Source organism: Alteraurantiacibacter aestuarii (genome assembly GCF_039523595.1).
GTDB lineage: Bacteria > Pseudomonadota > Alphaproteobacteria > Sphingomonadales > Sphingomonadaceae > Alteraurantiacibacter > Alteraurantiacibacter aestuarii.
This window is the reverse complement of record NZ_BAAAFP010000002.1, coordinates 1,324,350-1,350,607: the sequence shown is the minus strand read 5'-3', so window position 1 is coordinate 1,350,607 and position 26,258 is coordinate 1,324,350. Positions and strand designations below refer to the sequence as shown.

Below are 26,258 nucleotides of genomic sequence, written 5' to 3'. Positions count from 1 at the left end.
CAGTCCTGCAGCTAGTCTTCGAGTATCAGCGAAGCCTTGAACGCATCGGCATTGACCGGGCGGCCAAGAAAATCCTCGATCAGGTCAGCAGCCGGCTTGCTGCCACCCCGGCCCAGCACCAGCGTGCGATAGGCCATTGCCGTTTCCGGATCGCGCAGACCCGCCGCCTCAAACCGGCTGAACAGGTCTGCGGCGATCACGCGTGACCAGCCATAGGTGTAATAGCCCGCAGAATAGCCATCCAGATGGCTGAAGGTGGCTTCCTGATGCGTGCCTTCGGGGCGGCCGCCATAGGGATCATAAACCGCGTGATAGGCGCGGTATGCATCGCTGATAGCCTGCGCGCTGGCATCCTGCGGCGCGCCCTGGTGGAAGCGCAGCGATGCGTTGGAATAGCCCAGCTGGCCCAGCTCCTGAACGCCTTCGCCAAACACGCGCGCGGCATTCATCCGCTCCACCATGTCGCGCGGGATCACCTCGCCAGCCTCATTGCGGGCAAAGCGGCTCAGCGTGTCATAATCATAGACCCAGTTTTCCAGCATTTGCGAAGGCGCCTCGACAAAGTCGCGCTCCGTCGCAACGCCTGAAACGCCGAACCACCGCTGGTTGCCGCCCAGGATATTGTGCAGCAGATGGCCAAATTCGTGGAGAAAGGTCTCCACATCGCCATGCTCCATCAGGCCGGTCTCATACCCGCCACGCGGCAGGTTCATCGTCAGCACCGACACAGGCAGGCTGTCACCCGTTACACCCCGGCGCAGGGCGATGTGGTTGGCATGCTGGTACTTGCCCGGACGCGGGTGCGAATCGAGGTAGAACGCACCGAGCAACTGATCGCCGTCGAAAATCTGGAATGCTTCCACATCGGGATGCCACACCGGCGTATCCCACGGCCGGATATCGATGGAGAACAGGTCTTCCGACAGCTCCAGCACGCCGGCACGCACATTGTCATAGGTGAAGTACTGGCGCACTTCCTGCGCATCGAGGTCATAGGCACTTTTCAGAACCTGCTGGCTGGCCCAGCTGGCGTTGAACATGGTCAGCGGCGCGCCGCCGCGACGTTCATCCAGAACGGCCTGCATCTGGTCCTTGTCCCTTTGCGCGGCAGGGGTAGCGGCCTCAGCCATTTCGGCCATGTGCGCCTCCACCTGTTCGGCCGTGGTCAGCATCCGGTCTTCGAGCACCAGAGTCGCGTAATCAGGCCGCCCGATCAGGCGTGCCAGTTCATCGCGCTTGGTGAAAATCTGCCCGAGTATCTCGCTGTTCACCGGGAAGGCGCGGGACAGGTAAGCGCGTGAGAGCTTTTCACGCAGATTGTCATCCTCGGCATATTGCATCACCGGTAAGTAGTCCGGCGTGTCGGTGGAGATGTCCACCATGCCGTCCACGCCGGGCGGGTGGGCATCGATCCAGTCCTGCGGCAGTCCGGCCAGCTCTCGCGGCAAGGCCTTGATGATGCTGCGCGCATTGGCGTAATTTTCTGCGAACCGGGCGCTCAGATCGGTCAGTTCTTCCTGCAGGGTCTGGAAGCGATCGCGATCTTCACCGTCCAGCGCAACACCGCTGCGCTCAAAGCCCGCCAGGATCTGTTGCAGGTAATAGCGCGTGCCTTCATCCTCATTGCTGGCATCGATCGCGGCAAGGCGATCATAGATCGGGCGCGACAGGCCGATGCGCGTCTCGATCTCGTTCATCCTTGTATAGCAATCCACACCTGCGGCGCGCTTTTCCGCCGTATCCATCGACTGGCTGAACGAATAATACTCGGCGCCGCCGTAATAGAGGATGGCGGACAGATCATCGAACGGCCTGAGCGCGGTTGTCACCGTGGCCGGGCCGGTCTGGCCTGCCAGCGCATCGAAGCGCCGCTCAACCTCACCCACATATTCATCGCAGCGCACCCCAAGGGCCTCGGCATCGACAGCATCGGCATAGATTGCGCCGGCGAATGCGCCGGGGCCTGCAAATTCCTCGGCCTGATCCTGGGCAAGGGCAGGGGAAACAAAGACGCTGCTCGCAAGCAGGGAAGCGACGATCAGATGGCGCATGGGGGCAATATCCCGGTAATAGTTTGTGTAGAAACCAGTTAGGCATGGATTGGCCCGGAATCAATGAAGCATCAATGGAGCATCAATGAAGCGTCCACCAACCATCACATCCATGATCCGGCATGCTGGCGCGGCGGATGACTTGTGTTTTGCCGTCACCGCGCCCACATCGCACCCATGCCAGCGCGTCCCACACCCGGCCTGCCCAGCAAGGATCAGGTCCTCGAATTTATCCGCAATTCAGACATTACTGTCGGCAAGCGCGAGATTTCCAAGCATTTCGGCCTCAAGGGGCAGGAAAAGATCGCGCTGAAAGCGCTGCTGAAGGACATGGCCGAGGAAGGCCTGATCGATGGCAACCGCAGCGCGTTCCACCGCATGGGCGGCATTCCCAAGGTCACCGTGCTGCGCATTGTCGATATCGAGGAGGGTGAGCCAATCGCCATTCCCGAGACATGGCAGCCGGACGATGCCACGCCGCCGCCGCGCCTGCGGGTGATCGAGAACAAGAAGGGTCCCGCTCTTCGCAACGGTGACCGCATCCTTGCGCGCACCGAGGAAGCGGGCAGCGGCTGGACCGCCCATCCGATGCGCAAGCTGCCTTCGCAGGAAGGCGCCGTGTTGGGAGTGATAGAGATCGACAAGGCGGGCAAGGCGTGGCTGGCACCGGTCGACAAACGCATCCGCACCTCCTCGCCCGTGTCCGATCTGGGGCAGGCAGAGGCCGGAAACCTGGTGCTGGCGGAACCTGCCGGGCGTACGCCGCGTGCGGGCGTAAAGGTCATCGAAGTGCTGGGCGATCCGCTCGCCCCGCGCGCCTACAGCCTGATCGCGATCCACAAATACGGCATTCCCAATGTCTTCTCCCAGGAGACGCTGAGCGAGGCTGAGCGCGCTGCAAAACTGCCTTTGAGCGAGGAAAAGCGCGAGGATCTGCGTCACCTGCCGATTCTCGCCATCGATCCCGCCGACGCGCGCGACCACGACGATGCCATCTGGGCCGAGCCTGACGGCAATGGCGGCTATGACGCCATCGTCGCGATTGCCGATGTGTCTTTCTATGTCCGCCCCGGTGGCAATCTGGACCGCGAGGCCCGCAAGCGCGGCAATTCGGTCTATTTCCCCGACCGCGTGGTTCCGATGCTGCCCGAAGTGCTCAGCGCAGACGTCTGCTCTTTGAAAGAGGGGCAAGACCGCGCCGCGATGGCCTGCCACCTGAAGATCAACTCGCAAGGCGTGGTGACTGACTGGCGTTTCACCCGTGCGCTGGTGCGGATTTCCAATTTCTGGCCATACGAAAAGGCGCAGGAACTGATCGACAGCGGCGATGCGCCGGATAATCTTACCCATCTGTGGGGCGCGTGGAAGTTGCTGGCAGAGGCGCGCGCCGCGCGTGATCCGCTGGAACTGGAACTGCCCGAACGCCGGGTGGTGCTGGATGAAATGGGCAAGATAACCGAGATCGCCGTGCGCGAACGGCTCGATGCCCACCGCGTGATCGAGGACTTCATGATCTGCGCCAACGTGGCCGCGGCCAAGGCGCTGGAAAGCAAGGCCAGCCCGGTCGTCTACCGCGTGCATGAACCGCCAACGCGCGAGAAGCTGGTGGCGTTGAAGGAATATTTCGATTCGCTGGGCAAGAACCTGGCGCTGGGCCAGGTGATCACCCCCGGCCTGTTCAACCGCATGCTCAAGGATATTGGCGAGCCGGCGGAGCGGGCGCTGGTGATGGAGGCCGTGCTGCGCAGCCAGACGCAGGCCTATTATGGCCCGGCCAATGCCGGCCATTTCGGGCTGGCGCTGGGGTCCTACGCCCACTTCACATCCCCCATCCGCCGCTATGCCGATCTGCTGGTGCACCGCGCGCTGGTGGATGCCTTCCATCTTGAGCAGGACAAGCCAAAGCTGGACGTGCCGCATTCCACCGGCCTTGCCGACCGCGACCGCGAGGACCTGACCCGCATCACCGATGCCATCAGCGTGACCGAGCGGCGCGCGATGGAGGCAGAGCGCGACACGATTGACCGCTATGTCGCCGCATGGCTTTCCGCGCGTGTGGGCGAGACATTTTCCACCCGCATCACCGGGGTGCAGAAGTTCGGCTTCTTCGCCACTATCATCAGCCTGGGCGGAGACGGGCTGGTGCCTGTGTCATCGCTGGGCCGCGAATATTTCCGCTATGAAGAAGGCGCGCGTTCGCTGATCGGCGAAGACAGCGGGCAGAAATATTCAGTCGGCGATATTCTGGACCTGAAGCTGGCAGAAGCCAATCCGCTGACGGGTGCGCTCAAGTTCGAAGTGCCGGGCAGCGAGGGCCAGCGCATAGAGCCGCGCGGCTCCCGTCCGCAGTCACGCGGAAACCGGCGCGGTGAACATGCGGGCAAGACCGGATCTGGCAAGACCGGATCTGGCAAGCAAAGTGCAGGCAAGCATTCAGTCGGCCAGCGCGGGCGGCCCAAGAACATCCGCCACCAGGGGCGCGGCAAGAAGCGTTAGCTCAACCTGTCGATCTGCTCGTTCGTCAGTCCGCCGGGAACGATGAACAGCGGGCAGGGCAGGGCGCCGGCATTGGCGGAGAAATGCGCCACCAGTGGTCCCGGCCCGCCTTCGGGCGCGGCGCTGAGCACCAGTGCGGCCACCTCCGGGTGATCCTCCAGATATTCGATGATCACGTCCTTGCCGTCACCCACGCGCACGGCGATCTGCGGCATCTTGCCGCTTTCGATCATCAGTTCACCCGCCGCACCATTGGCGAGGATTTCCGCACGGTCGCGCGCCTCTTCCTCAATCGTGGCCTGCACGCCGCCAAAGGCGTTGAACGCCTGCTTGGGGACCAGCGCCAGCAGATGCACCACGCCGCCGGTCTTGGCCGCGCGCCGCGCAGCAAAACGCAGCGCGACATGCGCCTCCTCGGTCTCGTCGATGATAACCAGATAGACCCGCATTTTCTGTTCTCCCCGGCCAAAGTTATCCTGCGAAACGGCGAAACGTGCAAGAACCTTGCAGCACGGCGGCAAATTGGCCAGAGACAGCGACAACAAATCCGAACTGCAAGAATTGCTACAGGGAACCGCGCAGAACCATGCCCATCGCCATCAAGATGCCCGCCCTTTCGCCGACCATGGAAGAAGGCACGCTCAGCAAGTGGCTGGTCAAGGTGGGCGATTCCGTAGCCTCTGGCGACATCATGGCCGAGATTGAGACGGACAAGGCGACGATGGAATTCGAAGCCGTGGACGAAGGCATCATTGCCCACATCGCGGTGGAAGATGGTACTGAGGGCGTGAAAGTGGGCACGGTGATCGCCACGCTGGCCGAAGAAGGCGAAGATCCCGCCGATATACAGCCCGCCAGCGGCGCCGCTGCTGCGGCACCGGCTCCGGCAGCGGAAGCTCCCGCGGCCGCACCTGCGCCAGCACCTGCCGCTGCTTCCGCTCCGGCTGCTGCTCCCGCACAATCCGGTGACCGCGTCATCGCCTCGCCATTGGCCAAGCGCATTGCCGAGCAGAAGGGCGTGGACCTTTCCTCGATCACCGGCAGCGGCCCCAATGGCCGGATCGTCAAAGCCGATGTGGAAGGTGCAAAGCCCGGCGCGGCCGCTCCCGCAGTGGCGCCCGCCGCCGCAGCGCCCGCACCAGCCCCGGCAGCGATCGCCGGGCAGGACTTCGGCATCCCGCACGAGGTCGAGAAGCTTTCCGGCATGCGCAAGACGATTGCCCGCCGCCTGACGGAGAGCAAGCAGCAGGTGCCGCATATCTACCTCACCGTGGATATCCAGCTGGACAAGCTGCTCAAGCTGCGCAGTGAGCTGAACGCCGCGCTGGAACCGCAGGGCGTGAAGCTTTCGGTCAATGACCTGCTGATCAAGGCGCTGGCCAAGTCGCTGCTCGCCGTGCCTTCGTGCAATGTGCAGTTTGCCGGTGACGAGCTGATCAGGTTCGCTCGCGCCGATATCTCGGTTGCCGTGTCGATCCCCGGCGGCCTGATTACGCCGGTTATTACCGATGCCGGGTCCAAGGCCGTGTCCGCCATTTCCACCGAGATGAAGGACCTCGCCACCCGTGCACGCGATGGCAAGCTGGCTCCGTCCGAATATACCGGCGGCACCGCCAGCCTGTCCAACATGGGCATGTTCGGCATCAAGCAGTTCGAGGCGATCATCAATCCGCCGCAAGCCATGATCATGGCCATCGGTGCGGGCGAGAAGCGCCCCTATGTGGTCGACGGCGCGCTGGATGTGGCCACGGTGATGTCCGCCACCGGCAGTTTCGATCACCGCGCCATCGATGGCGCAGACGGCGCCGTGCTGATGAAGGCGTTCAAGGAACTGATCGAGGCGCCTCTGGGACTGGTGGCTTGAGGGGGCTGTCCTACCCGGTCCGACCCATGCCACACCCGGCTCGATGACCTGTCTTGTCCTGCCCGCGACCACACGCTCCGCACCCCTGACGGGGCGCGATCCAACGCGCGCGTGTAGGAAATTATCGAACAGGCGCGCGCACGAAAATTTTATTTTTTCCTACAGCTCGATCCACGCAAATTTTGCCTATAACCTGCTGGTTTTAAACGGTAATGTGGGCAGACACGCAGGGTTGCACCGTGTCACTTGTGTAAACCCCGGGCCGCAGGGGGCGCGCGCATGACCGATGCCGAAATCCTTGAGGGGCGCGACCCAGCGATTCGCGTTACCGCAATGCCGCGTGACACCAATGCATACGGCGATATCTTCGGCGGCTGGCTGATGAGCATCATGGACAGCGCCGCCGGCCTCACCGCCGCGCGCTTTTCCAAGGGCCGCGCCGTCACCGTGGCGATGGACGGCATGCAGTTCCACCAGCCCGTGAAAGTGGGTGAGGAAGTGTCCGTCTATACCGAGATTGAGCGGGTGGGGCGCACCAGCCTGACCATCGCCGTGGAAGCCTGGCGACGCCAGCGCCATTCCGAAGATGCAGTAAAAGTAACGCAGGCGAAGTTCACCTTCGTCGCCATCGATGATGAGGGGCGTCCCCGACAGGTTCAGGCGCGCCCGGCAAATATCCAGGAGTAAGAAGACGTGGCCAATAGCTATGACGTGATCGTTCTCGGTTCTGGCCCCGGCGGCTATGTTTCCGCCATTCGCTGTGCGCAGCTGGGCCTCAAGACCGCGATTGTGGAGCGTGAGCTGCTCGGCGGCATCTGCCTCAACTGGGGCTGTATCCCCACCAAGGCGCTGCTGCGTTCGGCAGAGATCATGCATTACATGCAGCATGCCGGCGATTACGGGCTGAAAGCCAAGGAAATCGAGGCGGATCTGGACGCGGTGGTCAAACGCAGCCGCGGCGTGGCCAAGCAGCTGAATGCCGGCGTCACCCACCTGATGAAGAAGAACAAGATCACCGTGCACATGGGCACCGGCACGTTGACCGGCCCCACCAGCATCACGGTGAAGGGCGACAAGGGTGAGGAAAAGCTGACCGCAAAGCATGTGATCGTGGCCACCGGCGCGCGCGCGCGCGACCTGCCGTTCGCTCCGGCAGATGGCAAGCGCGTGTGGACCTATCGCCACGCCATGACGCCAAAGGAAATGCCCAGCAAGCTGCTGGTCATCGGATCGGGCGCCATCGGCATCGAATTTGCCAGTTTCTACAATGACATGGGTGTGGACGTGACCGTGGTCGAAATGCTCGACCGGGTGGTTCCGGTGGAGGACAAGGATGTCTCCGCCTTCCTCGAAAAGTCGCTCACCAAGCAGGGCATCACCATCAAGACCGGCGCCGGTGTCGAGGAGCTGAAAGTCTCGGACAAGGCCGTGTCCGCCAAGATCAAGCTGAAGGACGGCAAGATCGAAAGCGGCGATTACAGCCACGTGATCGTGGCCATCGGCATCGTCCCCAACACCGAGAATATCGGGGTCGACAAGCTGGCCGATATGGACCGCGGCTTCATCCAGATCGATCCCTATGGCCGCACGAAGTCAAAGGGCCTGTGGGCCATCGGCGATTGCACGCCCGGCCCGTGGCTGGCGCACAAGGCCAGCCATGAAGGCGTGACCTGTGCAGAGGCTATCGCGCAGGAACTGGGCAACAAGGACGTCCACCCGCATGCGCTGGACCGCAATTCCATTCCCGGCTGCACCTATTGCCACCCGCAGATCGCCAGCGTCGGCATGACCGAGGCGAAAGCGAAGGAGGCGGGCTACCAGGTCAAGGTCGGCATGTTCCCCTTCATCGGCAACGGCAAGGCCATCGCCCTGGGTGAGGCGGAAGGCTTCACCAAGACGGTGTTTGACGCCAAGACAGGCGAATTGCTGGGCGCGCACATGGTGGGCGCTGAAGTCACCGAGATGATCCAGGGCTATACCGTGGGCAAGGTGCTGGAGACGACCGAAGCGGAACTGATGCAGACCATCTTCCCGCATCCGACCATCTCTGAATCGATGCATGAAAGCGTGCTGGCGGCCTATGGACGCGCGATCCATATCTAGGCTTGCGAAGTTCCGGAGAATTGGCGGACAGGGTGGGATTCGAACCCACGGTGGGCTTGCACCCACGCCGGTTTTCAAGACCGGTGCATTCAACCGCTCTGCCACCTGTCCGCAAAGCGAGGGGATCGCTAGCGAGATTCGAATTGATTGTCACCTGCGCTGGTGCATTTCGACGTGGTGACAGGCGCGAGAGCTTGGGTTAACAATGACGGCAATGGCCGCATGGATGGCTGGGGAGAGGAAAAATGATGGCGATGAAACGATTGGCATTCGCTTCGCTGGGGGCAATCGCCGCCGTGGCAGTGGCCAGCCCGGCCATGGCGCAGGCAGGGTGCAGCCGCGAAAGCCTGCAGGATCTGGCCGACACTTATGTGGAGGCGCAGACGCTGGGTGAGGGCTTCCGCGTTCCGATGGGCGAATGGGTCCAGTACCGGGAAAACAACGCGCTCTCCTCCATGACCTTTGGCGGCGTTCTGGCCGATCCGCACGAAGTGGACTGGTACCGCGCCTTCCTCGACACGCAAACCTGCAACATATTTGTCGAACTGATCGTCGACGATGCCGAAAGCCCCTGGGTGCTGGGCACCAAGATCAGCACGCGCGGCGGACTGGTAAACCGCTATGACGTGGTCACCTCCACCAAGGGAGACTGGCTGTTCGATGCCTCCAAGACGCTGGAATACGCCCAAGGCGAAGACTGGCGCGTGATCCCGGAAGCCGATCGCCTGCCACGGGAAGCCATCATCGCCGCAGCCGACGCCTATCTCGACCGGTTCAACGATACGTCCGTGGAAGTGCCGTGGGGGCCTGACTGCGCCCGGCTGGAAGGCGGCATGACCACCCCGCGTGATGCGCCGGGCAGCACGTGCGATCTGGGCATTCCCGAAGGCATTCAGCTGGTCGACCGGGACTACATCGTCGATGAGGCACTGGGCGCGGTCGCCGTGCGGCTGAGGTTCGGCAGTGAGGACGGCCTGAGCGACGCCCACATCTTCCGCGTGGAATCGGACGGCATTCGCTACATTCACACGATCACCAATTGCGGCGGCGTGGAGAATTGCGGTTTCCCGCCACTCGGTGAAGTGCCCGGGAGCTGATCCGGGCTGGTAACACTTCGCGCCAGTTGTTTGAAAATAAAGAGGATTGAGAGAGAAATGAAGCGCAAGCTCCTTGCCATATTGGCCGCCGGTACCGGCCTTGCCATCTCCAGCCCCGCTGCCGCGCAGAGCGCGTGCAGCCGCGATTTACTCCAGGGCATCAGCGACAGCTGGATTGCTGCTCTGGAGCAGGGCACGATGATGACCATGCAACTGGGCGAATGGGTCGATTATAACGAGAACTTCCGCCGCAGTTCGCTCGGCGTTTTTCTCGATCACCCGCGCCAGGTAGACTGGTCGATGAGCTTGTTCGACACGACCACTTGTCAGGTCTACGTCGAAGCCGTGGTCAGCAGCGAGAACGGCCCCGAAGTGCTCGCTTCACGCATGGGCAACGGGTTCTTCGGTGTAGGCCCCTTCAACAACATCGTCACCGATGAAGGTGACTGGCTGTTCGATGCCGAGCGCACGGCCTATTATGCGAGCCGCGAGGATTGGGGAATTATTCCCGAAGCCGAGCGCTCCTCCCGCGCCGAACTGATCGCTGCGGCTGACGCCTATCTCGACCTGTTCAACGATCCCAGTGTCGAGGTTCCGTGGGGGACGCCCTGCGCCCGTCTGGAAGGCGGGGTCTATACCGGCCGCGGCCTGCCGACGGACACCTGCAACGTGGGCGTGCCATCGGGCGTGGAACTGATCGACCGGGAATATCTGGTCGACGAGGCACGCGGAGCGGTGAACGTCTTCCTGAAATTCGGCTCCAGCCAGCGTCCGGACAGCCACACTTTCCGCATCGAAAATGGCAAGCTGCGTTATGTCCACACCGTCACCAATTGCGGCGACGAGGATAATTGCGGCTTCACTCCTTTCGCTGAAATGAAAGCCAATAATCCGGACATGCAGCCCGATCTGGATTGACGATCACGCCCATGCGCGGGTCTTACGGCCCGCGCATGAGGCTTTTTATCGCAACTTGTGACGCAAGGGATTCCCACCAGCACACAGGCGTGCCAAATGCAGGGAATGAAATTTATCCGACCTCTCCTGGCGATATGCGCGCTGGCCATCGCTGTGCCGGCCAGTGCCCAGAACCAGACTTTTGATGATTATTTGCGGGACGTTGCAGCCCAGGCCCGCTCCGAAGGCATAAGCCAGTCTGCGATAGACCGCGTGCTGGGCAATCTGACGGTCAGCAACCGGGTGATCGAACTCGATCGCCAGAACCTGTCATCGGGCAGCGACACCACCAGCACCGGCTTTCCATCGCTGGCCAATTACCTCAACCGCCACAACACCCAGTCGCGCATCGATGGTGGCAGGCGCACCATCGCGCGGGTCCGCTCGCTCGCCAGTGCTGCTGAGGCGAGGTACGGTGTCCCGGCATCGATCATGGTGGCGATCTGGGGGCATGAGACGGCCTATGGCGCGGTGAAAGGCGGCTTTGACCTGCCGCAGGCGCTGGCAACGCTGGCCTGGGAAGGACGCCGCCGCAGTCTGTTCGAGCCTGAGTTGCTGGCAGTGCTCAAGATGGTCGATCAGGGTGTCCCGCGCGGTGATCTGCTGGGCAGCCATGCAGGCGCCTTTGGTAACCCGCAATTCCTGCCCAGCGTGTACCTGCGCCTTGCCGTCGATGGCGACAATGACGGTGATCGCGACATCTGGAACAGCGATGCCGACACTTTGTTTTCCATCGCAAATTATTTCCGCGATGCCGGCTGGCGCCCCGGCCAGCCCTGGGGTGTGCGGGCCTATGTGCCCAACTCGGTGAACCGCGATGCCATTGTTAACGATGTCGAATCACCCGTTTGCCCGCGCGTGCATGGCAGGCACAGCCGCTGGATGACGGTGCGCGAATGGCGCGAAATGGGCGTTATCCCGCAAGCCCAGATCGCAGATGACGCGATGGTTTCGCTGTTTGAACCCGATGGCCCTGCATTTCCCGGCTATCTCTTAACCCAGAATTATAGGGTTATCCTCGAATATAACTGCTCGAACTACTACGCGATGAGTGTGGGGTTGCTTGCAGATGAGATTACACAATAACCGCAATCGGGGTCGCATAGCCAAAGCGTGCCTTGTCCTGACTTCAACCACGGCACTGGCCGCCTGCGGGGTGGTGGGCACAGACGCGCGCCCTTCAGCTGTGCTGGTCAGTGCGCTTCCTGCCAATGGTCCGCAGGCTGATTACCCCGTTGTAATCGGCCCGGCCTACATGGTGGATGGCAAGCAATTTACGCCTGCCGACGTGCTCAATTATGATGAGGTGGGCTATCTCGCTGCGGGAACGGGCGAGGGCATCACCGGTGCCCATCACACGCTTCCCGTGCCAAGCTATGTAGAGGTGACCTCGCTGGAAACGGGCAGGACCATTCTCGTCCGCCTGGAACAGCGCGGACCGATGGATTCCAGGCACCTGCTGTCCTTGTCTGCGCCTGCGATGGAGCAACTGCAGGCAAGCGCAGACACGCCAATTCGCGTCCGCCGTGTCAATCCGCCTGAAACACACCGCGCCGTCCTGCGCGCAGGTGAGGCAGCTCCGCTGCGCATGGATACACCGATGGGGCTGGTCACCGTGCTGCGTCGCCGCCTGCCGGAAGAAGGCTCTGCCAGCCTGCGGGCCGACCATGCGCCAGCAGCGCCCGCGCCGGTTGCAACCGTGGATCTGGCTGAGGCCGGTGCAAGTCCGCCACTAGTCGCCGCGGCGGAGCAGCCTTTGCCGCAGGTGCCGCAGCCCATTGAAACCATCGACCCTGAGCAGCCAACCCTGCCACCGCTTGCCGAAGCGGATCACGATGCCTTCGAACAGGCCTTCGCCGAAGTCGAAGATGCGGGTGAAGATGCAAGCGAAGTGGTGCCCGCAGAGCTGAGCGCAGAAACAGCAGAAGTGGCCCCGGCACAGCCTGCAACCGCCACTCCCCGCGCCGCCGAAGCCCAGCCTGTACAGGGCGGTTTCGTGGTTCAGGCCGCTGCTTTCTCCACCTCAGAGCGCGCCGAGCGGGTTGCCAATGCGCTTGGCGGTCAGGTGAGCCGGTCCGGGCAATTCTACCGTGTGCGCACCGGCCCCTTTACTACCCGTGCACAAGCCGAGGCCTCGCTCGCCAATGTGCGGGAGGCGGGCTATAGCGATGCTCGAATCTACAGCAACGGATAGGCCCTAGATGCGCAACCCGCATCACGGTGCGGGAGCGATTTTGAACAAGGCCGGAATTATTGCAGTTGCCGGGGCGATTACCGGGATAGCATCGCTGGTTTGCGGCGCCGTTCCCGCCATCTCTGCGCCTGCACCTGTGCCAACGGAAATTCCCGTGGCCATGCTGGTGGATGTGTCCTCCGGACAGACGCTCTACGCGCGAGAGACAGAGCGGCGCTTCATGCCGGCCTCCGTGGTCAAGGTGATGACCGCTTACACCGCATTTCGCCTGATCCATGAGGGCAAGCTCAACCCGGCAACGCCGTTGGTGATTTCGCAGGAGCTTGAGGACGAATGGTCGGGCGAGGGATCGACCATGTTCCTGCTGGCGGGGGAGCGGCCCACAGTCGGGCAATTGCTGCTGGGGGCCACCACGGTCTCGGGCAATGACGCCTGCGTCGCGCTGGCCATTGCCGCTACCGGATCGGTGGACAACTGGCTGGTCCTGATGAATGAAAATGCCAAAGAACTGGGCATGCGCAACACCCATTTCGGTTCCGCCAACGGCTATCCCGATGAAGGCCACACCTTCACAAGCGCGCAGGATCTGGCCAAATTGGGCCAAGCGATCACAAGCCGCTATCCCGACCTCTATCGCCGCTATTTCGGCCACCGCCAGTTGACCTGGCGTAAACTCACGCAAGCCAATCATGAACCGCTGACAGGCCGCGTTGCGGGCGCAGACGGCATGAAGACCGGCTTCACCAATGAGGCAGGCTATACGCTGCTGGGATCGGGTGAGCGCGATGGGCGCAGGTTGGTGCTGGTGCTGGCGGGCGCTCCCACGGCAAGTCTGCGCGATGATACCGCGCGCAAGTTCCTCGAATGGGGCTTTTCCGATTTCCAAAGGTATCCGCTGATCGGTAGCGGCGTCGTGATCGGTAATGCGATGGTTCAGGAAGGCAGCACCAACAAGGTGCGACTGCGCACACCTGCTCCCGTTGCCGCCAGCGTGCCCCAGGGGATGCAGCCGCAGGTGCAGTTCCAAATCCTGTATCAAGGACCAATTCGCGCGCCGATAATGCAGGGCGATGAGATTGCCCGCCTGCGTGTTACCATTGCCGGTATGGACCCCTACGAAGTGCCTCTGGAAGCGGCCGAAAGCGTGCCCGCTGCCAATCTGTGGCAGCGTGTGCGCAATGGGCTGGTGGGGCTGTTCGGATGACGGCAGGCCGGTTCATCACCTTTGAAGGCGGGGAAGGGGCAGGCAAGTCCACGCAAGCCCGCATGCTTGCCGATTGGCTGGAGGCGCGCGGCATTGCGCTTGTCCAGACGCGGGAGCCGGGCGGAACCCCCGGTGCAGAGGCGATCCGCGCCCTGTTGCTCGATCCCCAGGGCGAGGACTGGCCGCTGGAGGCAGAGGCATTGCTGTTCGCTGCCGCCCGTGCGGATCACGTAGCGCGGCTGATAAGGCCCGCACTGGCCGCCGGGAAGTGGGTCATATGCGATCGCTTCATCGATTCCACCAGGGCATATCAGGGCGGGGAGGGTAGCCTCTCCGATGCCGACATACTCGCCCTGCACCAGACCGGATCGGGCGGATTGCTGCCCGACCTGACCGTGCTCATCACCGTCGACGATACCGAAACGGCAAAGCGCCTTGCCGCCCGCGATGGCGATGAGAGTGACCGGATCGGCGGACGTTCCGCACAATTCCACACCAAGGTTGCCCGCCGCTTCACCGAAATGGCCAAGGCCGAGCCTGATCGCTTCGTGACGATATCGGGCGCGGGCAGCCCGCAGGAGGTGCACCAGCGCGTGATTGAAGCCGTGAGCGCGCGGCTGGGGGAACTGGCATGAGCTTTGTCGGCCATGACCAGCCCTGGGCGGAATGGCGCTCTGCTCTGGCAGGGCCGCGCATGCATCATGGCTGGATGCTGGCGGGCAAGCGCGGCATCGGCAAGGCTGGCTTCGCCATGCAGGCCGCGCGCGAGCTGGTGGCGCAGGACGGCATCGACCAGCCCAAGGGCAATCACCCCGATATCATTGTGCTCAGCCATCTTCCCGCCAACAAGGAGGAGGAGAAAAAGCAGGAGCAGGGCAAGCCCTTCCAGCTCAAGCGCAATATCTCCGTCGATCAGATCCGAGCCATGCAGCTGCGGCTGAACACGCGGCCCACGCTGGGATCGCGGCGGGTGATCATTATCGATCCGGCAGACGATCTGGAAAAAGGGGCATCCAATGCCCTGCTCAAGAGCCTGGAGGAGCCACCCGTGGGCAGCTTCTTCATACTGGTGACACACCGCCCCGGCCGCCTTCTGCCCACCATCCGCTCGCGCTGCCGCGTGCTCTCTTTCCCGCCCCTTGATGACAGCCAGCTGAGCTCGGTTCTGGCTCAGGAGGCTCCGCAAGCCGATGCTGCAACCCGTGCAGCTGCGATTGCCGCATCGGGCGGGTCGCCGGGGGCGGCGCTGGACTTCGTGGCGCTTGATCTGGGCAAATTGCACCGGCTGATGCTGGAGATCGCACAGTCTGGCGATCCGGATTTCAAGCGCCGTGGCCTGCTGGCAGAAGCGATGGGCGCAAGGCCTGATCGAGAGCGCCAGCTGGCAGCGGTTGAACTGGCGCGCGCAGTTGTGGCAGGGCAAATGGCAAACATTTCACCGCAAGCCATTCCCGGACTGGTCCACACCCACGCCGAACTGTCACGGCTCAGCGCACAGGCCCCGACCTATAATTACGATCCCGGACTGCTGGTGATGGAAATCGGCACCTTGCTCACCACTCTCGCGGCTTCTAGGGAACCCGCCCATGGCTGAACCCTATTATATTACCACCGCGATTCATTATCCCAATGGCAAGCCGCACATCGGCCACGCCTATGAAACGATCGCCGCCGATGTCATGGCCCGCTACCAGCGCCTTCGCGGACGTGAGGTGCGGTTCCAGACGGGGACCGATGAGCACGGTCTGAAGATGGCCCAGAAGGCGCGTGATCTCGGCATCACACCGCGCGCGCTGGCTGATGAAATGTCCGGCCATTTCCGTGACTTGTTTGACAAGCTCAACATATCCTATGATCGCTTCATCCGCACGACTGAGGATGTTCACCACCGCGCCAGCCAGGCAATCTGGCAGGCGATGGAAGCCAATGGTGACCTTTATCTCGATCGCTACGAAGGCTGGTACTCGGTTCGCGACGAAGCCTATTATGACGAGAGTGAGCTGGTGGAAGGCCAGGGCGATGAAAAGCTTTCGCCTCAGGGCACTCCGGTTGAATGGACGGTGGAGGAAAGCTGGTTCTTCCGCCTGTCCAGATATCAGGAGCCGCTGCTGGCACTGTACCGCGACAATCCGGACTTCGTTCAGCCAGACAGCCGCCGCAATGAAGTGGAGCGGTTCGTTGAAGGGGGCCTGCGCGATCTCTCGGTCAGTCGCACCAGCTTCGATTGGGGCGTGAAGGTGCCGGGCGCGGAAAATCATGTGATGTATGTCTGGGTCGATGCCCTGACCAACTACCTCACTGGCCTTGGCTATCCTGACGAAACTGAAGACTTTTCAAAGTTCTGGCCCGCAGACCTGCATCTGATCGGCAAGGATATCGTGCGCTTTCATGCTGTCTATTGGCCAGCCTTCCTGATGAGCGCGAAAATCGCCCTGCCGAAGAAGGTCTTCGGGCACGGCTTCCTGCTCAACCGCGGTCAGAAGGAGAGCAAGTCGCTCGGCAATGTCACCGATCCGGCAGAACTGGCGGACCGCTTCGGCGTGGACACTTTACGCTATTTCCTGCTGCGTGAATTCAGCTTTGGACAAGATGGAAGCTATTCCGCAGAAGCGATTGTAAACAGGTCTAATTCTGAGCTTGCAAATAGCTACGGCAACCTCGCCCAGCGCACGCTTTCGCTGATCTTCAAGAATTGCGGGGGCAGCCTGCCGCCCATCACCGGTCACACGCCGAAGGACAATGAGTTGCTGGCTCATGTCGAGCGCGTGATATCAAAGGAAATGCCCGAGGCATTCGAGCAGCTGGCATTTGCGCAGGCGCTGGAAAGCTGGATGGGCGCGATTTTCGCCTGCAACGCCTATGTCGATACGCAGGCGCCATGGGCCCTGAAGAAGAGCGATCCGGAGCGGATGAAGACCGTCCTGGCAACGCTGTACATCGCCATCGCCCATCTGACTGTTGCAGTTTCTCCATTCATTCCAGCGTCTTCGCGCAAGTTGCTCGATGCAATGGGCATATCGGAGAACCTGCGCACGATTGAGGGGATTTCGTCGCATTGGTATTCCCCGCTGGCGGAGAGCGATTTCCTGCTGGCGAAGCCGGAGGGCCTGTTCCCGCGCCTTGAAATGCCAGAGGAAGCGGCCGTCTGATGCTGATCGATAGCCATTGCCACTTGAACTACGAGGGCCTGTTCGAACGGCAGGATGAAGTCCTGGACAATGCGCGCGCGGCAGGTGTGACCGCCTTTCTCAACATCTCCACCCGGCAGAGCGAATGGGCCGCCATTGTCGCCACGTCAGAGCGCAACAGCGATGTGTGGGCTTCCATCGGCATCCATCCGCATGAGGCGGACCAGCACGCCGATCTGGGCAAGGCCGCTCTGTTCGAAGCAGCGGCCCATCCGCGCGTGATCGCGATTGGAGAGACCGGACTCGATTACTACTACGACAAGAGCGACCGCGCGGTGCAGCAGGCGCTGTTCCGCACCCACATCGAAGTGGCGCGCGAAACGGGCCTGCCGCTGATCATCCACACGCGAGATGCGGATGATGACACGGCCAAGATCCTTGCCGAAGAGATGGGGAAGGGGGCTTTCCCCGCCCTGATCCACTGCTTCACCGCCAGCCCCGATTTCGGCCGCAAGGTTCTGGATCTGGGCCTGACAATCTCGATATCAGGCATAGTCACTTTCAAGAACGCGCGTGAACTACAGGAATTTGCAGCACAAATTCCGTCTGACAGGCTGCTGGTAGAGACGGATAGCCCGTTCCTCGCTCCGGTCCCCCATCGCGGCAAGACTTGCGAGCCGGCATTCGTGCGCAACACGGCTGAGTTTCTGGCCGCACTGCGCGATGAGCCTGTTGAACAGCTTGCGGAAGCTACGAGCCGCAATTTCTACGCCCTGTTCAGCAAGGCCGCTGCATGAAGGTGATTATCCTCGGCTGCGGCACTTCCACCGGCGTGCCGCGGATCGGCCCGGACTGGGGCGAATGCGACCCGAATGAGCCGAAGAACAGGCGCAGCCGCGTGTCCATTGTTGTCGAAAACAATGACGGAAAACGCCTGCTGGTCGACACATCCACCGATCTTCGTCACCAGCTGCTTGCCAACAACATAGACAAGGTGGACGCGGTTTTCTGGACGCACGATCACGCCGATCACTGTCATGGCATCGATGATCTGCGGCCGATGCGCTATGGCCGGGCGGCGGCGCTGCCGGGCTTTGCTTCAACCGCCACCATGCGCAGCCTGAAACACCGCTTCAGCTATGTTTTTTCAGGGCAATTTGGCTATCCCACGATTGTCGAGATCGACAACCTTGATCGGTTGCGGATCCACGCAGGTTTCGGGATCGATTCCGTCGAATTGCCGCACGGACACACGATGAGCACCGCGTATCGCTTTGATGCTGACGGTAAATCAATAGGTTATGCGACAGACTTCAGTGAGATTACCAATGATCTGGTAGACATGTTCCACGGCCTCGACATCCTTGTGACCGACTGCTTGCGACGTGAAGCGCATCCCACGCATGCCAATCTGACCATGGCGCTGGAGCTGTCGGCGCGTTGCAGCGCCAGGACCACAGTGTTGACGCATCTGGACAAGAGCATGGATTATGCGACGCTGTCTGCCGAAACGCCGGACCATGTCCTGGTCGGCTATGATGGTATGGAGTTGGTGGCGTGAGCGGCCTTTCAATAGTGGCGATCCTGGCAATGGCAGGCTGGCTTGTGCTGGCGCTCAGCGCTTATCGTTCACACCGTGTTGGTGCCAAACAGACTGTGGTCATGGCGCTGGCCTGGGGCGCGTTGTTCCTGCTGGTCGCCGGGGTTTTTGCGGCGATAGGGACATGAAGAGGGGCCTCAAGCTCGTGCTGTGCCATCCGTACCGACCCATCTTTTATTTAACATAATATATATTATCATTCCAATATGTCCGAACAAATGGATCGCCTCCTCGCCATCATGGCCCGCCTGCGTGACCGCGAAAGCGGCTGCGAATGGGATGTTGCGCAGACTTTCGAGACCATCGCCCCCTATACGATCGAGGAAGCCTATGAAGTTGCCGACGCGATCGAGCGCGCGGACATGGATGACCTGCGCGGCGAACTGGGCGATCTGCTGCTACAGGTGGTGTTCCATGCCCGCATTGCCGAGGAAGCCGGAGATTTCACTTTCGCGGACGTAGCTGCGTCCATCAGCGAAAAAATGCTCGCGCGCCATCCGCACGTCTTTGGCGATGAAGGACAGCAAGGCCAGGAACACCGCTGGGAGGAGATCAAGGCAGCTGAGCGCGCCGACCGCGGCTCCACCAGCGCGATGGACGGCGTGGCCAAGGCGTTGCCGGCACTGCTGCGCGCCGAAAAGCTGCAAAAACGCGCCGCCCGCGTCGGTTTCGACTGGCCCGACCCAAAGGGTCCGACAGAGAAGATGGAGGAGGAGCTGGAAGAGCTCGCCACCGCCCAGAGCGATGCAGAACGCCTGATGGAAGCGGGTGACGTGCTGTTCGTGGCGGTCAACATCGTGCGCAGCTATGGCATTTCACCAGAAGACGCCTTGCGCGCCTCCAACGGCAAGTTCGAAAAGCGCTTTCGCCGGATGGAGGAACTGGCCGCAGCGCAGGGTAAGGATTTCGCCGCCCTGCCCCTGGATGATCAGGAACAATTCTGGCTACAGGTCAAACGCGAAGAAAAATCGCAAACCTAGCCCCCGACCCTAACCGCCAGCGTGGCCCTGTGCCCAGCGACGCGCCCCGTCCTGCGATTGCTTTTTGATCGGCGGCACGTCCACCACAGCGGCCGGATCGATTGCCACGCCGAGATAATCCGCCACCTGTCGCAGCGTCCCTGCCGGATCTGCCAGCGCATCTTCAAACCACAGCACCAGCGGTTCAATCCGCAGGTCCCGGTACATATCCTGCCACGCCGCTTCCTGCTGCTCGATCATCCGTGATGCCCGCTCAACCGCAACCGCAGAATATTCAGGCTCCTCGCGCCCGCCTTTTTCCTGTTCCTGCCGCCAGATCCCGCTCAACAGGGCGCGGGCGTAGGAAATGGCATGGGCATCGCGGTCCCGCCGCCGCAATTGCACCACCTTGCGGCCAGACTGGCCACCCAGCAGGAAGCGCATCACCTCGTCCACCAGCACCGGATTTGTCTGCTGGAGTTGATGCAACTGGCCAGGAAAGGTCTTGATCCCGAACACATCATTGGGAGATGTACGTGCGGCCAGTGCCCTGCGCCACAGGCCAATCTGCGCCGCCGGATCAGCATGCGCGGCGCCATATGGTCCGCCGGGTTCAAAGTTGAGGTATTCCAGCGGGGCGCCAAGGCAGCCGCATTGCCACAGGTGGTGGCTCAGCCAGGTACTGCCCGCACGCGGGACGGACGCCAGCATATAGGTCTGGCGCGGCGGCCATGCGCGCCGGGGAAAGTCGAAGCTTTCCTCATATCCCGTGATGATCCCGTCGAGCATGTGTCCATCCGCCAATTTGAAGCCCCAGCATCAGCAGGCTGGGCGGACTGTCAACCCGCGGGACAACCCCACGGATCAATCCGGAGCTCAATCGAGTTCAGGCAGTGCATAGCCGCTCATTGTGGCGAAGCGGCCCAGGTCCTTTACGCTCAGCCGCGCGTCGATCTCGCGCAGTGGGCCGTCATCCCCCTCGCCGCCATCGCGGTCTGCGGTCACTTCGCCATGAGCATAAAGCCAGGCAATGCGCGCGCCGTCGCTGGCCGGAATTGTGAACGTCTGGAGCCGCGAGCCCTTGGTCAGCATGGCGCCAAGCCGATCGAGCAGCTTGTCTACGCCAAAGCCGGTAATGGCAGAAATTGCCACGATATCGGGATCGCTGTCCGCCAGTGCGCCTAGCTCTGCCTGCCGGTCGGCATCGAGCATGTCCCATTTGTTCCACACTTCGATGATCGGCATGGCGCTTTCGCCATTGTCGCCATCGATCACGTCCAGTTCCGCCAGCACGTGTAGAACCTGGCTCTTTTGCGAGGTCGTATCCGGATTGGCAATATCGCGCACATGCAGGATGACATCTGCCGCCGTCACTTCCTCCAGCGTGGCACGGAAAGCCGCGACAAGCTGTGTCGGAAGGTCGGAAATGAAGCCCACCGTATCGGACAGGATGGCCTTTTCGATACCGGGCAAGGCAATCGCGCGCATGGTGGGATCAAGCGTGGCGAACAGCAGGTCCTCGGCCATCACGTCCGCACCGGTAATACGGTTGAACAGCGTGGATTTGCCGGCATTGGTATAGCCGACCAGCGCGATTACCGGCCATGGTGCCCTGCCCCGCCGTTTGCGGTGCAGTTCGCGGGTCTTACGCACCTGTTCCAGCTCGCGGCGAAGCTTGGCCATGCGGTTGCGGATCATCCGCCTGTCGGCCTCGATCTGCGTCTCACCCGGGCCGCCCAGGAAGCCGAAGCCACCGCGCTGGCGTTCCAGATGGGTCCAGCTGCGCACAAGCCGGCTCTGCTGGTAATCGAGATGCGCCAGTTCAACCTGCAAGCGCCCTTCGGCCGTGGCCGCACGCTCGCCAAAGATCTCCAGGATCAGGCCGGTGCGGTCGATGACCTTGCGGCCCAGCTTTTCTTCCAGATTGCGCTGCTGGATCGGGGACAGAGCGCCATCGATGATGACCAGCTCTGCCTCATGCAGTTCGCAATCGGTGACCATGCGCTGGACCTGGCCTTCGCCAAACAGCGTGCCCGCCTTGGCAACGCGAATGGGCAGGATATAGCTTTCCGCCACCACGATGCCGATGGCAAGCGCAAGCCCCCTCGCCTCTTCCAGCCTGGCTTCGGGGTCCTGGCTCTGGCGCTGCGCCCTGATATCCGGGCACACGACAAGGGCCCGCGCACCGCGGGTTACCTCACCTTCGATATCTTCATTTTCAAAAATCAGGCGACGTCGCCTTCTTCATCATCGAAATCGCCACTCAGATCCACATGCGATGCGGGCTGAATGGTCGAAACGGCATGCTTATAAGCCAATTGCACAAAACCATCGCGTTCCAGCAACATGCAGAACAGGTCGAATGCGGCGATCCGTCCCTGCAACATCACGCCATTGACCAGGAACATGGTGACCTGGACCTCGGCATCGCGCACGCGGGTGAGGAAAATATCCTGCAAAAGGCGCTGCTTGCGATTGCCCTCGCCGACATTGCCGAACTTGTCCGCATCAACCGGCTGACCGGGCATGATGGTGGAGATCGCGTGCTTGTATACCAGTTGGGACTGGCCGTCGCGGCGCAACAGGATGGAGAAATTGTCAAACCACGTGACGATGCCCTGCAACTTCACGCCCTTCACCAGAAACATGGTGACAGGAATCTTCTCCTTGCGCAGAAAATTGAGGAACACATCCTGAAGATTGCCGGCCCGCACTTCTATCGGGGCGCTGGCAGCATCGGCCTCGACCTCTTCGGCCGAGCGCGCACGGGGGGAAAGTTTGGCTCTGGTCATCTTTTCTGACTCCTGTTTTTGGCGACTGCTTGCCGCAGTCACATTCTGGCATGGCGATATGACAAATATCGGTCAGCCGGTTGGTTTGGTCCCACACGCACGTACAACACCTAAATAGGAAAGACGGCTCTCGGTTCCAGTAGTTTACTCTTTACCGTCCTCCGTCTCTGCATTTTCCTTGCGATCGCCCATGCCCAGAATTTTCAGTTTCCGGTGCAATGCGGAACGTTCCATGCCGATGAATCCAGCGGTCTTGGATATGTTACCAGAAAACCGGCGTATCTGAATACGTAGATATTCACGCTCGAAACTTTCTCGCGCCTCCCGCAGGGGCACACCCATCAGTGCGGACATGGCGCTGCCACCCGGCTCCGATCCGCCGACGATTTCGGCAGGCAACATGTTCGGATCGATCTTGCCGAACTTGTCACGCGGGGCGAGGATGACGGTGCGTTCCACCACATTGCGCAACTGGCGCACGTTGCCGGGCCAGTCATAGGCCTGCAGCGCGGCCATCGCCTCTGGCGTAACAGTGGGAGGAAGCAACCCCTGCTCTCGTGCATAGCGGGTGAAGAAATGATCGGTCAGCGATGGGATATCGTCACGCCGTTCCGCCAGCGAGGGGATTGCAATCGGCACCACATTCAGGCGGTAGAACAGGTCTTCGCGAAAGCGCTTCTCGGAAATCTCGCCTTCAAGGTCCCTGGCCGAAGAGGAGACAACGCGCACGTCCACGCCGATCTGCCGATTGCCGCCTACCCGCACAAAGCTCTGATCGGTCAGAACACGAAGGATACGGGCCTGCGTGTTGAGCGGCATATCGGCCACCTCATCGAGGTAGAGTGTGCCGCCATCGGCCATTTCCAGCAAGCCGGGACGCACCAGATTGCCGTCGCTTTCCTCGCCGAACAGCTCCTGCTCGAAACGTTCAGGCGTGATGCGGGCCGAATTGACCGTTACAAAGGCACTGTCGCGGCGCGGGCTCCAGCTGTGCAGAAGGCGCGCGGCCACTTCCTTGCCCGCCCCGCCCGGCCCGCTGATCAGCACCCGGCTGCCCGTGCCGGCAACGCGCTTCAATGTGGCGCGCACCTGATTGATGATGTTGGAATTGCCCGTGAATTCGTCCGGCGCGGAGAAGTCTTCCCGCAGGCGGGCGTTTTCACGGCGCAGCCGTTCAGTCTCGGTCGCGCGTTCCACCAGCAACAGCAGGCGTTCTGCCTCAAACGGCTTTTCGATGAAGTCCATCGCTCCGCGGCTGACTGCCGAGACGGCGGTATCGATGTTGCCATGACCGGAGAAGATGATGACGGGCAATTCAGGCTCACGCGCCTTGATGGCATCGAGCACCTCCAGCCCGTCCATCGGGCTGCCATGCAGCCACACGTCGAGCAGAACCAGGCTGGGCCGCCGTTCGTCAACCGCTGCAAGCGCGGACGTGCTGTCCCCCGCAGTGCGGCATTCATAGCCTTCATCGCTGAGCACACCCGCGACGAGTTCGCGGATATCCTTTTCGTCATCCACAACCAGGATGTCGAGCGCCATCAGTTATTCTCCTCAGGGGTCATTCGGCGGCCTCGCTTCCAGCGCCGAAATCGGCGGGCCTCAGCGCAAAACGCAGGGTGGCCACCGTCCCGCCACCCGGACCATTAGTGAAATTGAGATCGCCGCCGTGTTCCTCAACGATCTTCTTGACGATCGCCAGACCCAGACCAGTACCCTTTTCGCGGGTCGTAACATAGGGTTCCATAATGTTTTCATGGCTGCTGGGCAGGCCAATGCCATTGTCGGTCACGGTAATCTTCAAATGGGTGGAATTGGCCGTCACATTGATAACAATCTTGCCGCGATAGTCGGGTTCCGCATCGCGCTTGCGCGCTTCAACCGCCTCGGCGGCGTTCTTCAGCACATTGGTCATCGCCTGACCGAACTGGTGGCGATCGCTCTCGACCTTGGGAATTTCCCCTTCGGCGGAAAAGCCATAGGTGATGTCCGGATTGGCGACTTCCTGCAGGAACAGCGCCTGACGGACCAGGTCCACCGCATCTTCGGAGCGGAACACCGGCTTGGGCAGGCGCGCGAAGGAGGAGAATTCATCCACCATCTTGCGCAGGTCACCTACCTGGCGAATGATCGTGCCGGTAAGTTCATCGAACAGTTCGGCATCCTTCAGGATCTGCTTGCCATAGCGGCGCTTGATCCGTTCGGTGGCGAGCTGGATCGGGGTCAGCGGGTTCTTGATCTCATGCGCGATCCTGCGCGCCACATCGGACCACGCCGCCTGCCGCTGATCGATCAACTGGCGGGTGATATCCTCGAAAGTGATCACATAGCCATTGGCTGCTGGCGAAAGCTTGACCGCCAGCGTCAGCAGTTCACCATCCCTGCTGTATTGCACCAGCCCGCTGCTCGCTTCGGTCCGCACCAGCGTGGCGATTTCCGGTGTCACTTCCTCCAGCTTCAGGCCAACCGGAGTGGGGCCAGCGCGATCAAGCAGCAGTTGCTGGGCGGAATTGTTCATCAGCAGCACCCGCCCGTCCGTATCGACAGAGATGATACCCGCCGTGATCGATTGCAGCACGGCTTCGATAAAGGCCCGGCGTTCCCCCAGCTGGTGGTTGGCGCCAATCAGGGCATCGGTCTGCCGCTCGATCTGCGCCGTCATGCGGTTGAAGGCGCGGTTGAGCAGGCCGATTTCATCGGGCCCGGTCCGCCCGGAAACGCGCATGGAATAATTGCCGCTGCCAATCTCGCGCGCGGCAGTGGCCAGTTCCGCCAAGGGGGCAACCTGCCGATCGGCAAAGCGCAGGGCCGCCCACACCGCCAGACCCACCAATGCCAGCGACATGCCGAACAACAGCAGGTTGAAGCGCAATTGCAGGACCCGGGCACGCTGGATCAGGTCCTCGTAATCTTCAACGACGCTTTGTGCCTGCTCCCACTGCCCGAAGGCGAACGGGTTGGAATCGCGCATGATGAACAGGTAAACGCCCAGTGAGCGATCAAGCGGCGTAACCGCCTCGATCCGGTTCTGCCGCGCGGTGACCACCAGCTCTTCCCCGTCGCGCAGGCGCTGGACAGCTTCCTCGGGAATCAGGTCTTCCTCAGGCGTTCCGCCGGGATTCACGATCGCGACAACGCGCAGCGGACCATCGTCCCCTTCCAGAAGAATAGCGCTTCCGCTCAATTCGCGCGAGAAGACCTGGAGCCCGTACTGATACTGAAATTCATCGCTGTTGATGGTCATGTCCTGCAGGAAAAACCGCAGATCGCCGGACATCGCTGCGGCCTCTGCCCCCATGGCCCGCTGATTCTCGTCATAATAGCCGCGCGCCAGTTCGTTGGCGTTTTCAAGGATTCCGCGCTGCTTGTCAGAAAACCAGAATTCGACACCCGACTGGAACAGCAGCGAGGCAAATACGGCGACGACCAGCGTTGGAACAGCGGCGACCAGCGAGAAGAAGAACACCAGGTTCACGTGCAGGCGGGCAGTGGTGCCCCCGGTCCGGCGGATAGCCATTCTGCGCCCCCACAGGACGATCAGCCCCAGCGCCGGGATCAATGTTCCCACCAGCATGATGGCTGCCTGGGTTGCAGGCACCAGAGCGCCTCCATTTTCCATGCCGGCCAGCGCGAAATAGGACGTGAACAGCATGGTCGCCAGCGTGGCCGCGCAGACCACCTCCAGCCACAGGAACAGGTTGATGTGGCGCGCAGTCAGCTGCGCCTTGCGCCACCAGCGCGGGGAGCGGCGTGTCACGCGCTCTGGCGTGTGGGAGAGATCGGCCGAGACCACGTTGCAGACTTACAACGACC

23 protein-coding genes and 1 tRNA gene are annotated in these 26,258 nt (G+C 61.7%); 16 read left to right on the top strand and 8 right to left on the bottom strand.

Features of this window, described 5'->3' with window-relative positions:
- Positions 1–11 precede the first annotated feature (11 nt).
- Positions 12–2,051, bottom strand: a complete 2,040-nt coding sequence (locus ABDZ98_RS10120; protein ID WP_343807204.1) for a M3 family metallopeptidase — start codon at positions 2,049–2,051, stop codon at positions 12–14.
- A gap of 177 nt (positions 2,052–2,228) precedes the next feature.
- Between ABDZ98_RS10120 and ABDZ98_RS10115 the strand changes: the two genes are divergently transcribed.
- Positions 2,229–4,547: a ribonuclease R family protein gene (locus ABDZ98_RS10115; RefSeq protein WP_343807202.1), complete on the top strand. Its 2,319-nt coding sequence runs from the start codon at positions 2,229–2,231 to the stop codon at positions 4,545–4,547.
- Here the strand turns inward: ABDZ98_RS10115 and ABDZ98_RS10110 are convergent.
- Complete coding sequence (locus ABDZ98_RS10110) at positions 4,544–4,996, bottom strand: universal stress protein (protein WP_343808929.1); 453 nt, start codon at positions 4,994–4,996, stop codon at positions 4,544–4,546. The genes ABDZ98_RS10115 and ABDZ98_RS10110 overlap by 4 nt on opposite strands.
- 137 nt (positions 4,997–5,133) lie before the next feature.
- Here ABDZ98_RS10110 and ABDZ98_RS10105 point away from each other — a divergent pair, with 137 nt between their 5' ends.
- The 3 genes from ABDZ98_RS10105 to lpdA all read left to right on the top strand — a co-directional run bounded on the left by ABDZ98_RS10105 (position 5,134) and on the right by lpdA (position 8,514).
- The gene (locus ABDZ98_RS10105) at positions 5,134–6,411 is read left to right on the top strand and encodes a pyruvate dehydrogenase complex dihydrolipoamide acetyltransferase (RefSeq protein WP_343807201.1); all 1,278 of its coding nucleotides are present in this window, start codon (positions 5,134–5,136) and stop codon (positions 6,409–6,411) included.
- A gap of 279 nt (positions 6,412–6,690) precedes the next feature.
- Positions 6,691–7,098 carry an acyl-CoA thioesterase gene (locus ABDZ98_RS10100; protein WP_343807200.1) on the top strand — a complete coding sequence of 136 codons (408 nt, stop codon included), beginning with the start codon at positions 6,691–6,693 and terminating at the stop codon, positions 7,096–7,098.
- 6 nt (positions 7,099–7,104) lie between these two features.
- Entirely contained in the window at positions 7,105–8,514 is a 1,410-nt protein-coding gene (gene lpdA, locus ABDZ98_RS10095; protein WP_343807198.1) for a dihydrolipoyl dehydrogenase, read from the top strand.
- A gap of 21 nt (positions 8,515–8,535) precedes the next feature.
- On the opposite strand, the gene ABDZ98_RS10090 is transcribed toward lpdA, so the two are convergent.
- Positions 8,536–8,625: transfer RNA gene (locus tag ABDZ98_RS10090), tRNA-Ser, on the bottom strand.
- 143 nt (positions 8,626–8,768) lie between these two features.
- On the opposite strand from ABDZ98_RS10090, the gene ABDZ98_RS10085 reads away from it, so the two are divergent.
- The 12 genes from ABDZ98_RS10085 (at position 8,769) to mazG (ending at position 19,674) form a co-directional block, all read left to right on the top strand.
- Positions 8,769–9,611, top strand: a complete 843-nt coding sequence (locus ABDZ98_RS10085) for a DUF8021 domain-containing protein (RefSeq protein ID WP_343807196.1) — start codon at positions 8,769–8,771, stop codon at positions 9,609–9,611.
- A gap of 57 nt (positions 9,612–9,668) precedes the next feature.
- The gene (locus tag ABDZ98_RS10080; RefSeq protein WP_343807195.1) at positions 9,669–10,529 is read left to right on the top strand and encodes a DUF8021 domain-containing protein; all 861 of its coding nucleotides are present in this window, start codon (positions 9,669–9,671) and stop codon (positions 10,527–10,529) included.
- Positions 10,530–10,634: 105 nt separating this feature from the next.
- On the top strand, positions 10,635–11,654 hold the full coding sequence (locus ABDZ98_RS10075; RefSeq protein WP_343807194.1) for a lytic murein transglycosylase: 1,020 nt from the start codon (positions 10,635–10,637) through the stop codon (positions 11,652–11,654).
- 70 nt (positions 11,655–11,724) lie between these two features.
- A complete protein-coding gene (locus ABDZ98_RS10070) occupies positions 11,725–12,762 on the top strand; it encodes an SPOR domain-containing protein (RefSeq protein ID WP_343807193.1) in 1,038 nt (345 codons plus the stop codon).
- Positions 12,763–12,769: 7 nt separating this feature from the next.
- Positions 12,770–13,966 carry a D-alanyl-D-alanine carboxypeptidase family protein gene (locus ABDZ98_RS10065; RefSeq protein ID WP_343807192.1) on the top strand — a complete coding sequence of 399 codons (1,197 nt, stop codon included), beginning with the start codon at positions 12,770–12,772 and terminating at the stop codon, positions 13,964–13,966.
- A complete protein-coding gene (tmk, locus tag ABDZ98_RS10060) occupies positions 13,963–14,601 on the top strand; it encodes a dTMP kinase (RefSeq protein WP_343807191.1) in 639 nt (212 codons plus the stop codon). Before ABDZ98_RS10065 ends, tmk begins: the two co-directional genes overlap by 4 nt.
- Complete coding sequence (locus tag ABDZ98_RS10055) at positions 14,598–15,560, top strand: DNA polymerase III subunit delta' (RefSeq protein WP_343807189.1); 963 nt, start codon at positions 14,598–14,600, stop codon at positions 15,558–15,560. The genes tmk and ABDZ98_RS10055 overlap by 4 nt, the downstream gene beginning before the upstream one ends.
- A complete protein-coding gene (metG, locus tag ABDZ98_RS10050) occupies positions 15,553–17,115 on the top strand; it encodes a methionine--tRNA ligase (RefSeq protein ID WP_343807187.1) in 1,563 nt (520 codons plus the stop codon). Before ABDZ98_RS10055 ends, metG begins: the two co-directional genes overlap by 8 nt.
- Positions 17,115–17,891, top strand: coding sequence for a TatD family hydrolase (locus ABDZ98_RS10045; protein WP_343807185.1), 777 nt, complete (start codon positions 17,115–17,117; stop codon positions 17,889–17,891). The genes metG and ABDZ98_RS10045 overlap by 1 nt, the downstream gene beginning before the upstream one ends.
- Positions 17,888–18,655, top strand: coding sequence for an MBL fold metallo-hydrolase (locus ABDZ98_RS10040; RefSeq protein WP_343807182.1), 768 nt, complete (start codon positions 17,888–17,890; stop codon positions 18,653–18,655). Before ABDZ98_RS10045 ends, ABDZ98_RS10040 begins: the two co-directional genes overlap by 4 nt.
- Positions 18,652–18,822: a hypothetical protein gene (locus tag ABDZ98_RS10035; RefSeq protein ID WP_343807179.1), complete on the top strand. Its 171-nt coding sequence runs from the start codon at positions 18,652–18,654 to the stop codon at positions 18,820–18,822. The genes ABDZ98_RS10040 and ABDZ98_RS10035 overlap by 4 nt, the downstream gene beginning before the upstream one ends.
- A 90-nt stretch (positions 18,823–18,912) precedes the next feature.
- Positions 18,913–19,674, top strand: coding sequence for a nucleoside triphosphate pyrophosphohydrolase (gene mazG, locus ABDZ98_RS10030; protein ID WP_343807176.1), 762 nt, complete (start codon positions 18,913–18,915; stop codon positions 19,672–19,674).
- A 9-nt stretch (positions 19,675–19,683) separates the two neighbouring features.
- Here mazG and ABDZ98_RS10025 read toward each other — a convergent pair whose 3' ends face one another.
- The 5 genes from ABDZ98_RS10025 to ABDZ98_RS10005 form a co-directional block, all read right to left on the bottom strand.
- Complete coding sequence (locus ABDZ98_RS10025; RefSeq protein WP_343807173.1) at positions 19,684–20,442, bottom strand: Stf0 family sulfotransferase; 759 nt, start codon at positions 20,440–20,442, stop codon at positions 19,684–19,686.
- 87 nt (positions 20,443–20,529) lie between these two features.
- On the bottom strand, positions 20,530–21,822 hold the full coding sequence (gene hflX, locus ABDZ98_RS10020) for a GTPase HflX (protein WP_343807170.1): 1,293 nt from the start codon (positions 21,820–21,822) through the stop codon (positions 20,530–20,532).
- Positions 21,823–21,878: 56 nt separating this feature from the next.
- The gene (hfq, locus tag ABDZ98_RS10015) at positions 21,879–22,445 is read right to left on the bottom strand and encodes an RNA chaperone Hfq (RefSeq protein WP_343807167.1); all 567 of its coding nucleotides are present in this window, start codon (positions 22,443–22,445) and stop codon (positions 21,879–21,881) included.
- Between the two features lie 144 nt (positions 22,446–22,589).
- On the bottom strand, positions 22,590–23,987 hold the full coding sequence (gene ntrX / locus ABDZ98_RS10010; protein ID WP_343807164.1) for a nitrogen assimilation response regulator NtrX: 1,398 nt from the start codon (positions 23,985–23,987) through the stop codon (positions 22,590–22,592).
- Between the two features lie 19 nt (positions 23,988–24,006).
- Complete coding sequence (locus ABDZ98_RS10005) at positions 24,007–26,238, bottom strand: sensor histidine kinase (protein WP_343807161.1); 2,232 nt, start codon at positions 26,236–26,238, stop codon at positions 24,007–24,009.
- Positions 26,239–26,258 lie beyond the last annotated feature (20 nt).

Bases quoted from the DNA above. Each gene is read 5' to 3' on its own strand.
- ABDZ98_RS10120 (WP_343807204.1), bottom strand. From the start codon at position 2,051: ATGCGCCATCTGATCGTCGCTTCCCTGCTTGCGAGCAGCGTCTTTGTT.
- ABDZ98_RS10115 (WP_343807202.1), top strand. From the start codon at position 2,229: ATGCCAGCGCGTCCCACACCCGGCCTGCCCAGCAAGGATCAGGTCCTC.
- ABDZ98_RS10110 (WP_343808929.1), bottom strand. From the start codon at position 4,996: ATGCGGGTCTATCTGGTTATCATCGACGAGACCGAGGAGGCGCATGTC.
- ABDZ98_RS10105 (WP_343807201.1), top strand. From the start codon at position 5,134: ATGCCCATCGCCATCAAGATGCCCGCCCTTTCGCCGACCATGGAAGAA.
- ABDZ98_RS10100 (WP_343807200.1), top strand. From the start codon at position 6,691: ATGACCGATGCCGAAATCCTTGAGGGGCGCGACCCAGCGATTCGCGTT.
- ABDZ98_RS10085 (WP_343807196.1), top strand. From the start codon at position 8,769: ATGAAACGATTGGCATTCGCTTCGCTGGGGGCAATCGCCGCCGTGGCA.
- ABDZ98_RS10080 (WP_343807195.1), top strand. From the start codon at position 9,669: ATGAAGCGCAAGCTCCTTGCCATATTGGCCGCCGGTACCGGCCTTGCC.
- ABDZ98_RS10075 (WP_343807194.1), top strand. From the start codon at position 10,635: ATGAAATTTATCCGACCTCTCCTGGCGATATGCGCGCTGGCCATCGCT.
- ABDZ98_RS10065 (WP_343807192.1), top strand. From the start codon at position 12,770: ATGCGCAACCCGCATCACGGTGCGGGAGCGATTTTGAACAAGGCCGGA.
- tmk (WP_343807191.1), top strand. From the start codon at position 13,963: ATGACGGCAGGCCGGTTCATCACCTTTGAAGGCGGGGAAGGGGCAGGC.
- ABDZ98_RS10055 (WP_343807189.1), top strand. From the start codon at position 14,598: ATGAGCTTTGTCGGCCATGACCAGCCCTGGGCGGAATGGCGCTCTGCT.
- metG (WP_343807187.1), top strand. From the start codon at position 15,553: ATGGCTGAACCCTATTATATTACCACCGCGATTCATTATCCCAATGGC.
- ABDZ98_RS10045 (WP_343807185.1), top strand. From the start codon at position 17,115: ATGCTGATCGATAGCCATTGCCACTTGAACTACGAGGGCCTGTTCGAA.
- ABDZ98_RS10040 (WP_343807182.1), top strand. From the start codon at position 17,888: ATGAAGGTGATTATCCTCGGCTGCGGCACTTCCACCGGCGTGCCGCGG.
- mazG (WP_343807176.1), top strand. From the start codon at position 18,913: ATGGATCGCCTCCTCGCCATCATGGCCCGCCTGCGTGACCGCGAAAGC.
- ABDZ98_RS10025 (WP_343807173.1), bottom strand. From the start codon at position 20,442: ATGCTCGACGGGATCATCACGGGATATGAGGAAAGCTTCGACTTTCCC.
- hfq (WP_343807167.1), bottom strand. From the start codon at position 22,445: ATGACCAGAGCCAAACTTTCCCCCCGTGCGCGCTCGGCCGAAGAGGTC.
- ntrX (WP_343807164.1), bottom strand. From the start codon at position 23,987: ATGGCGCTCGACATCCTGGTTGTGGATGACGAAAAGGATATCCGCGAA.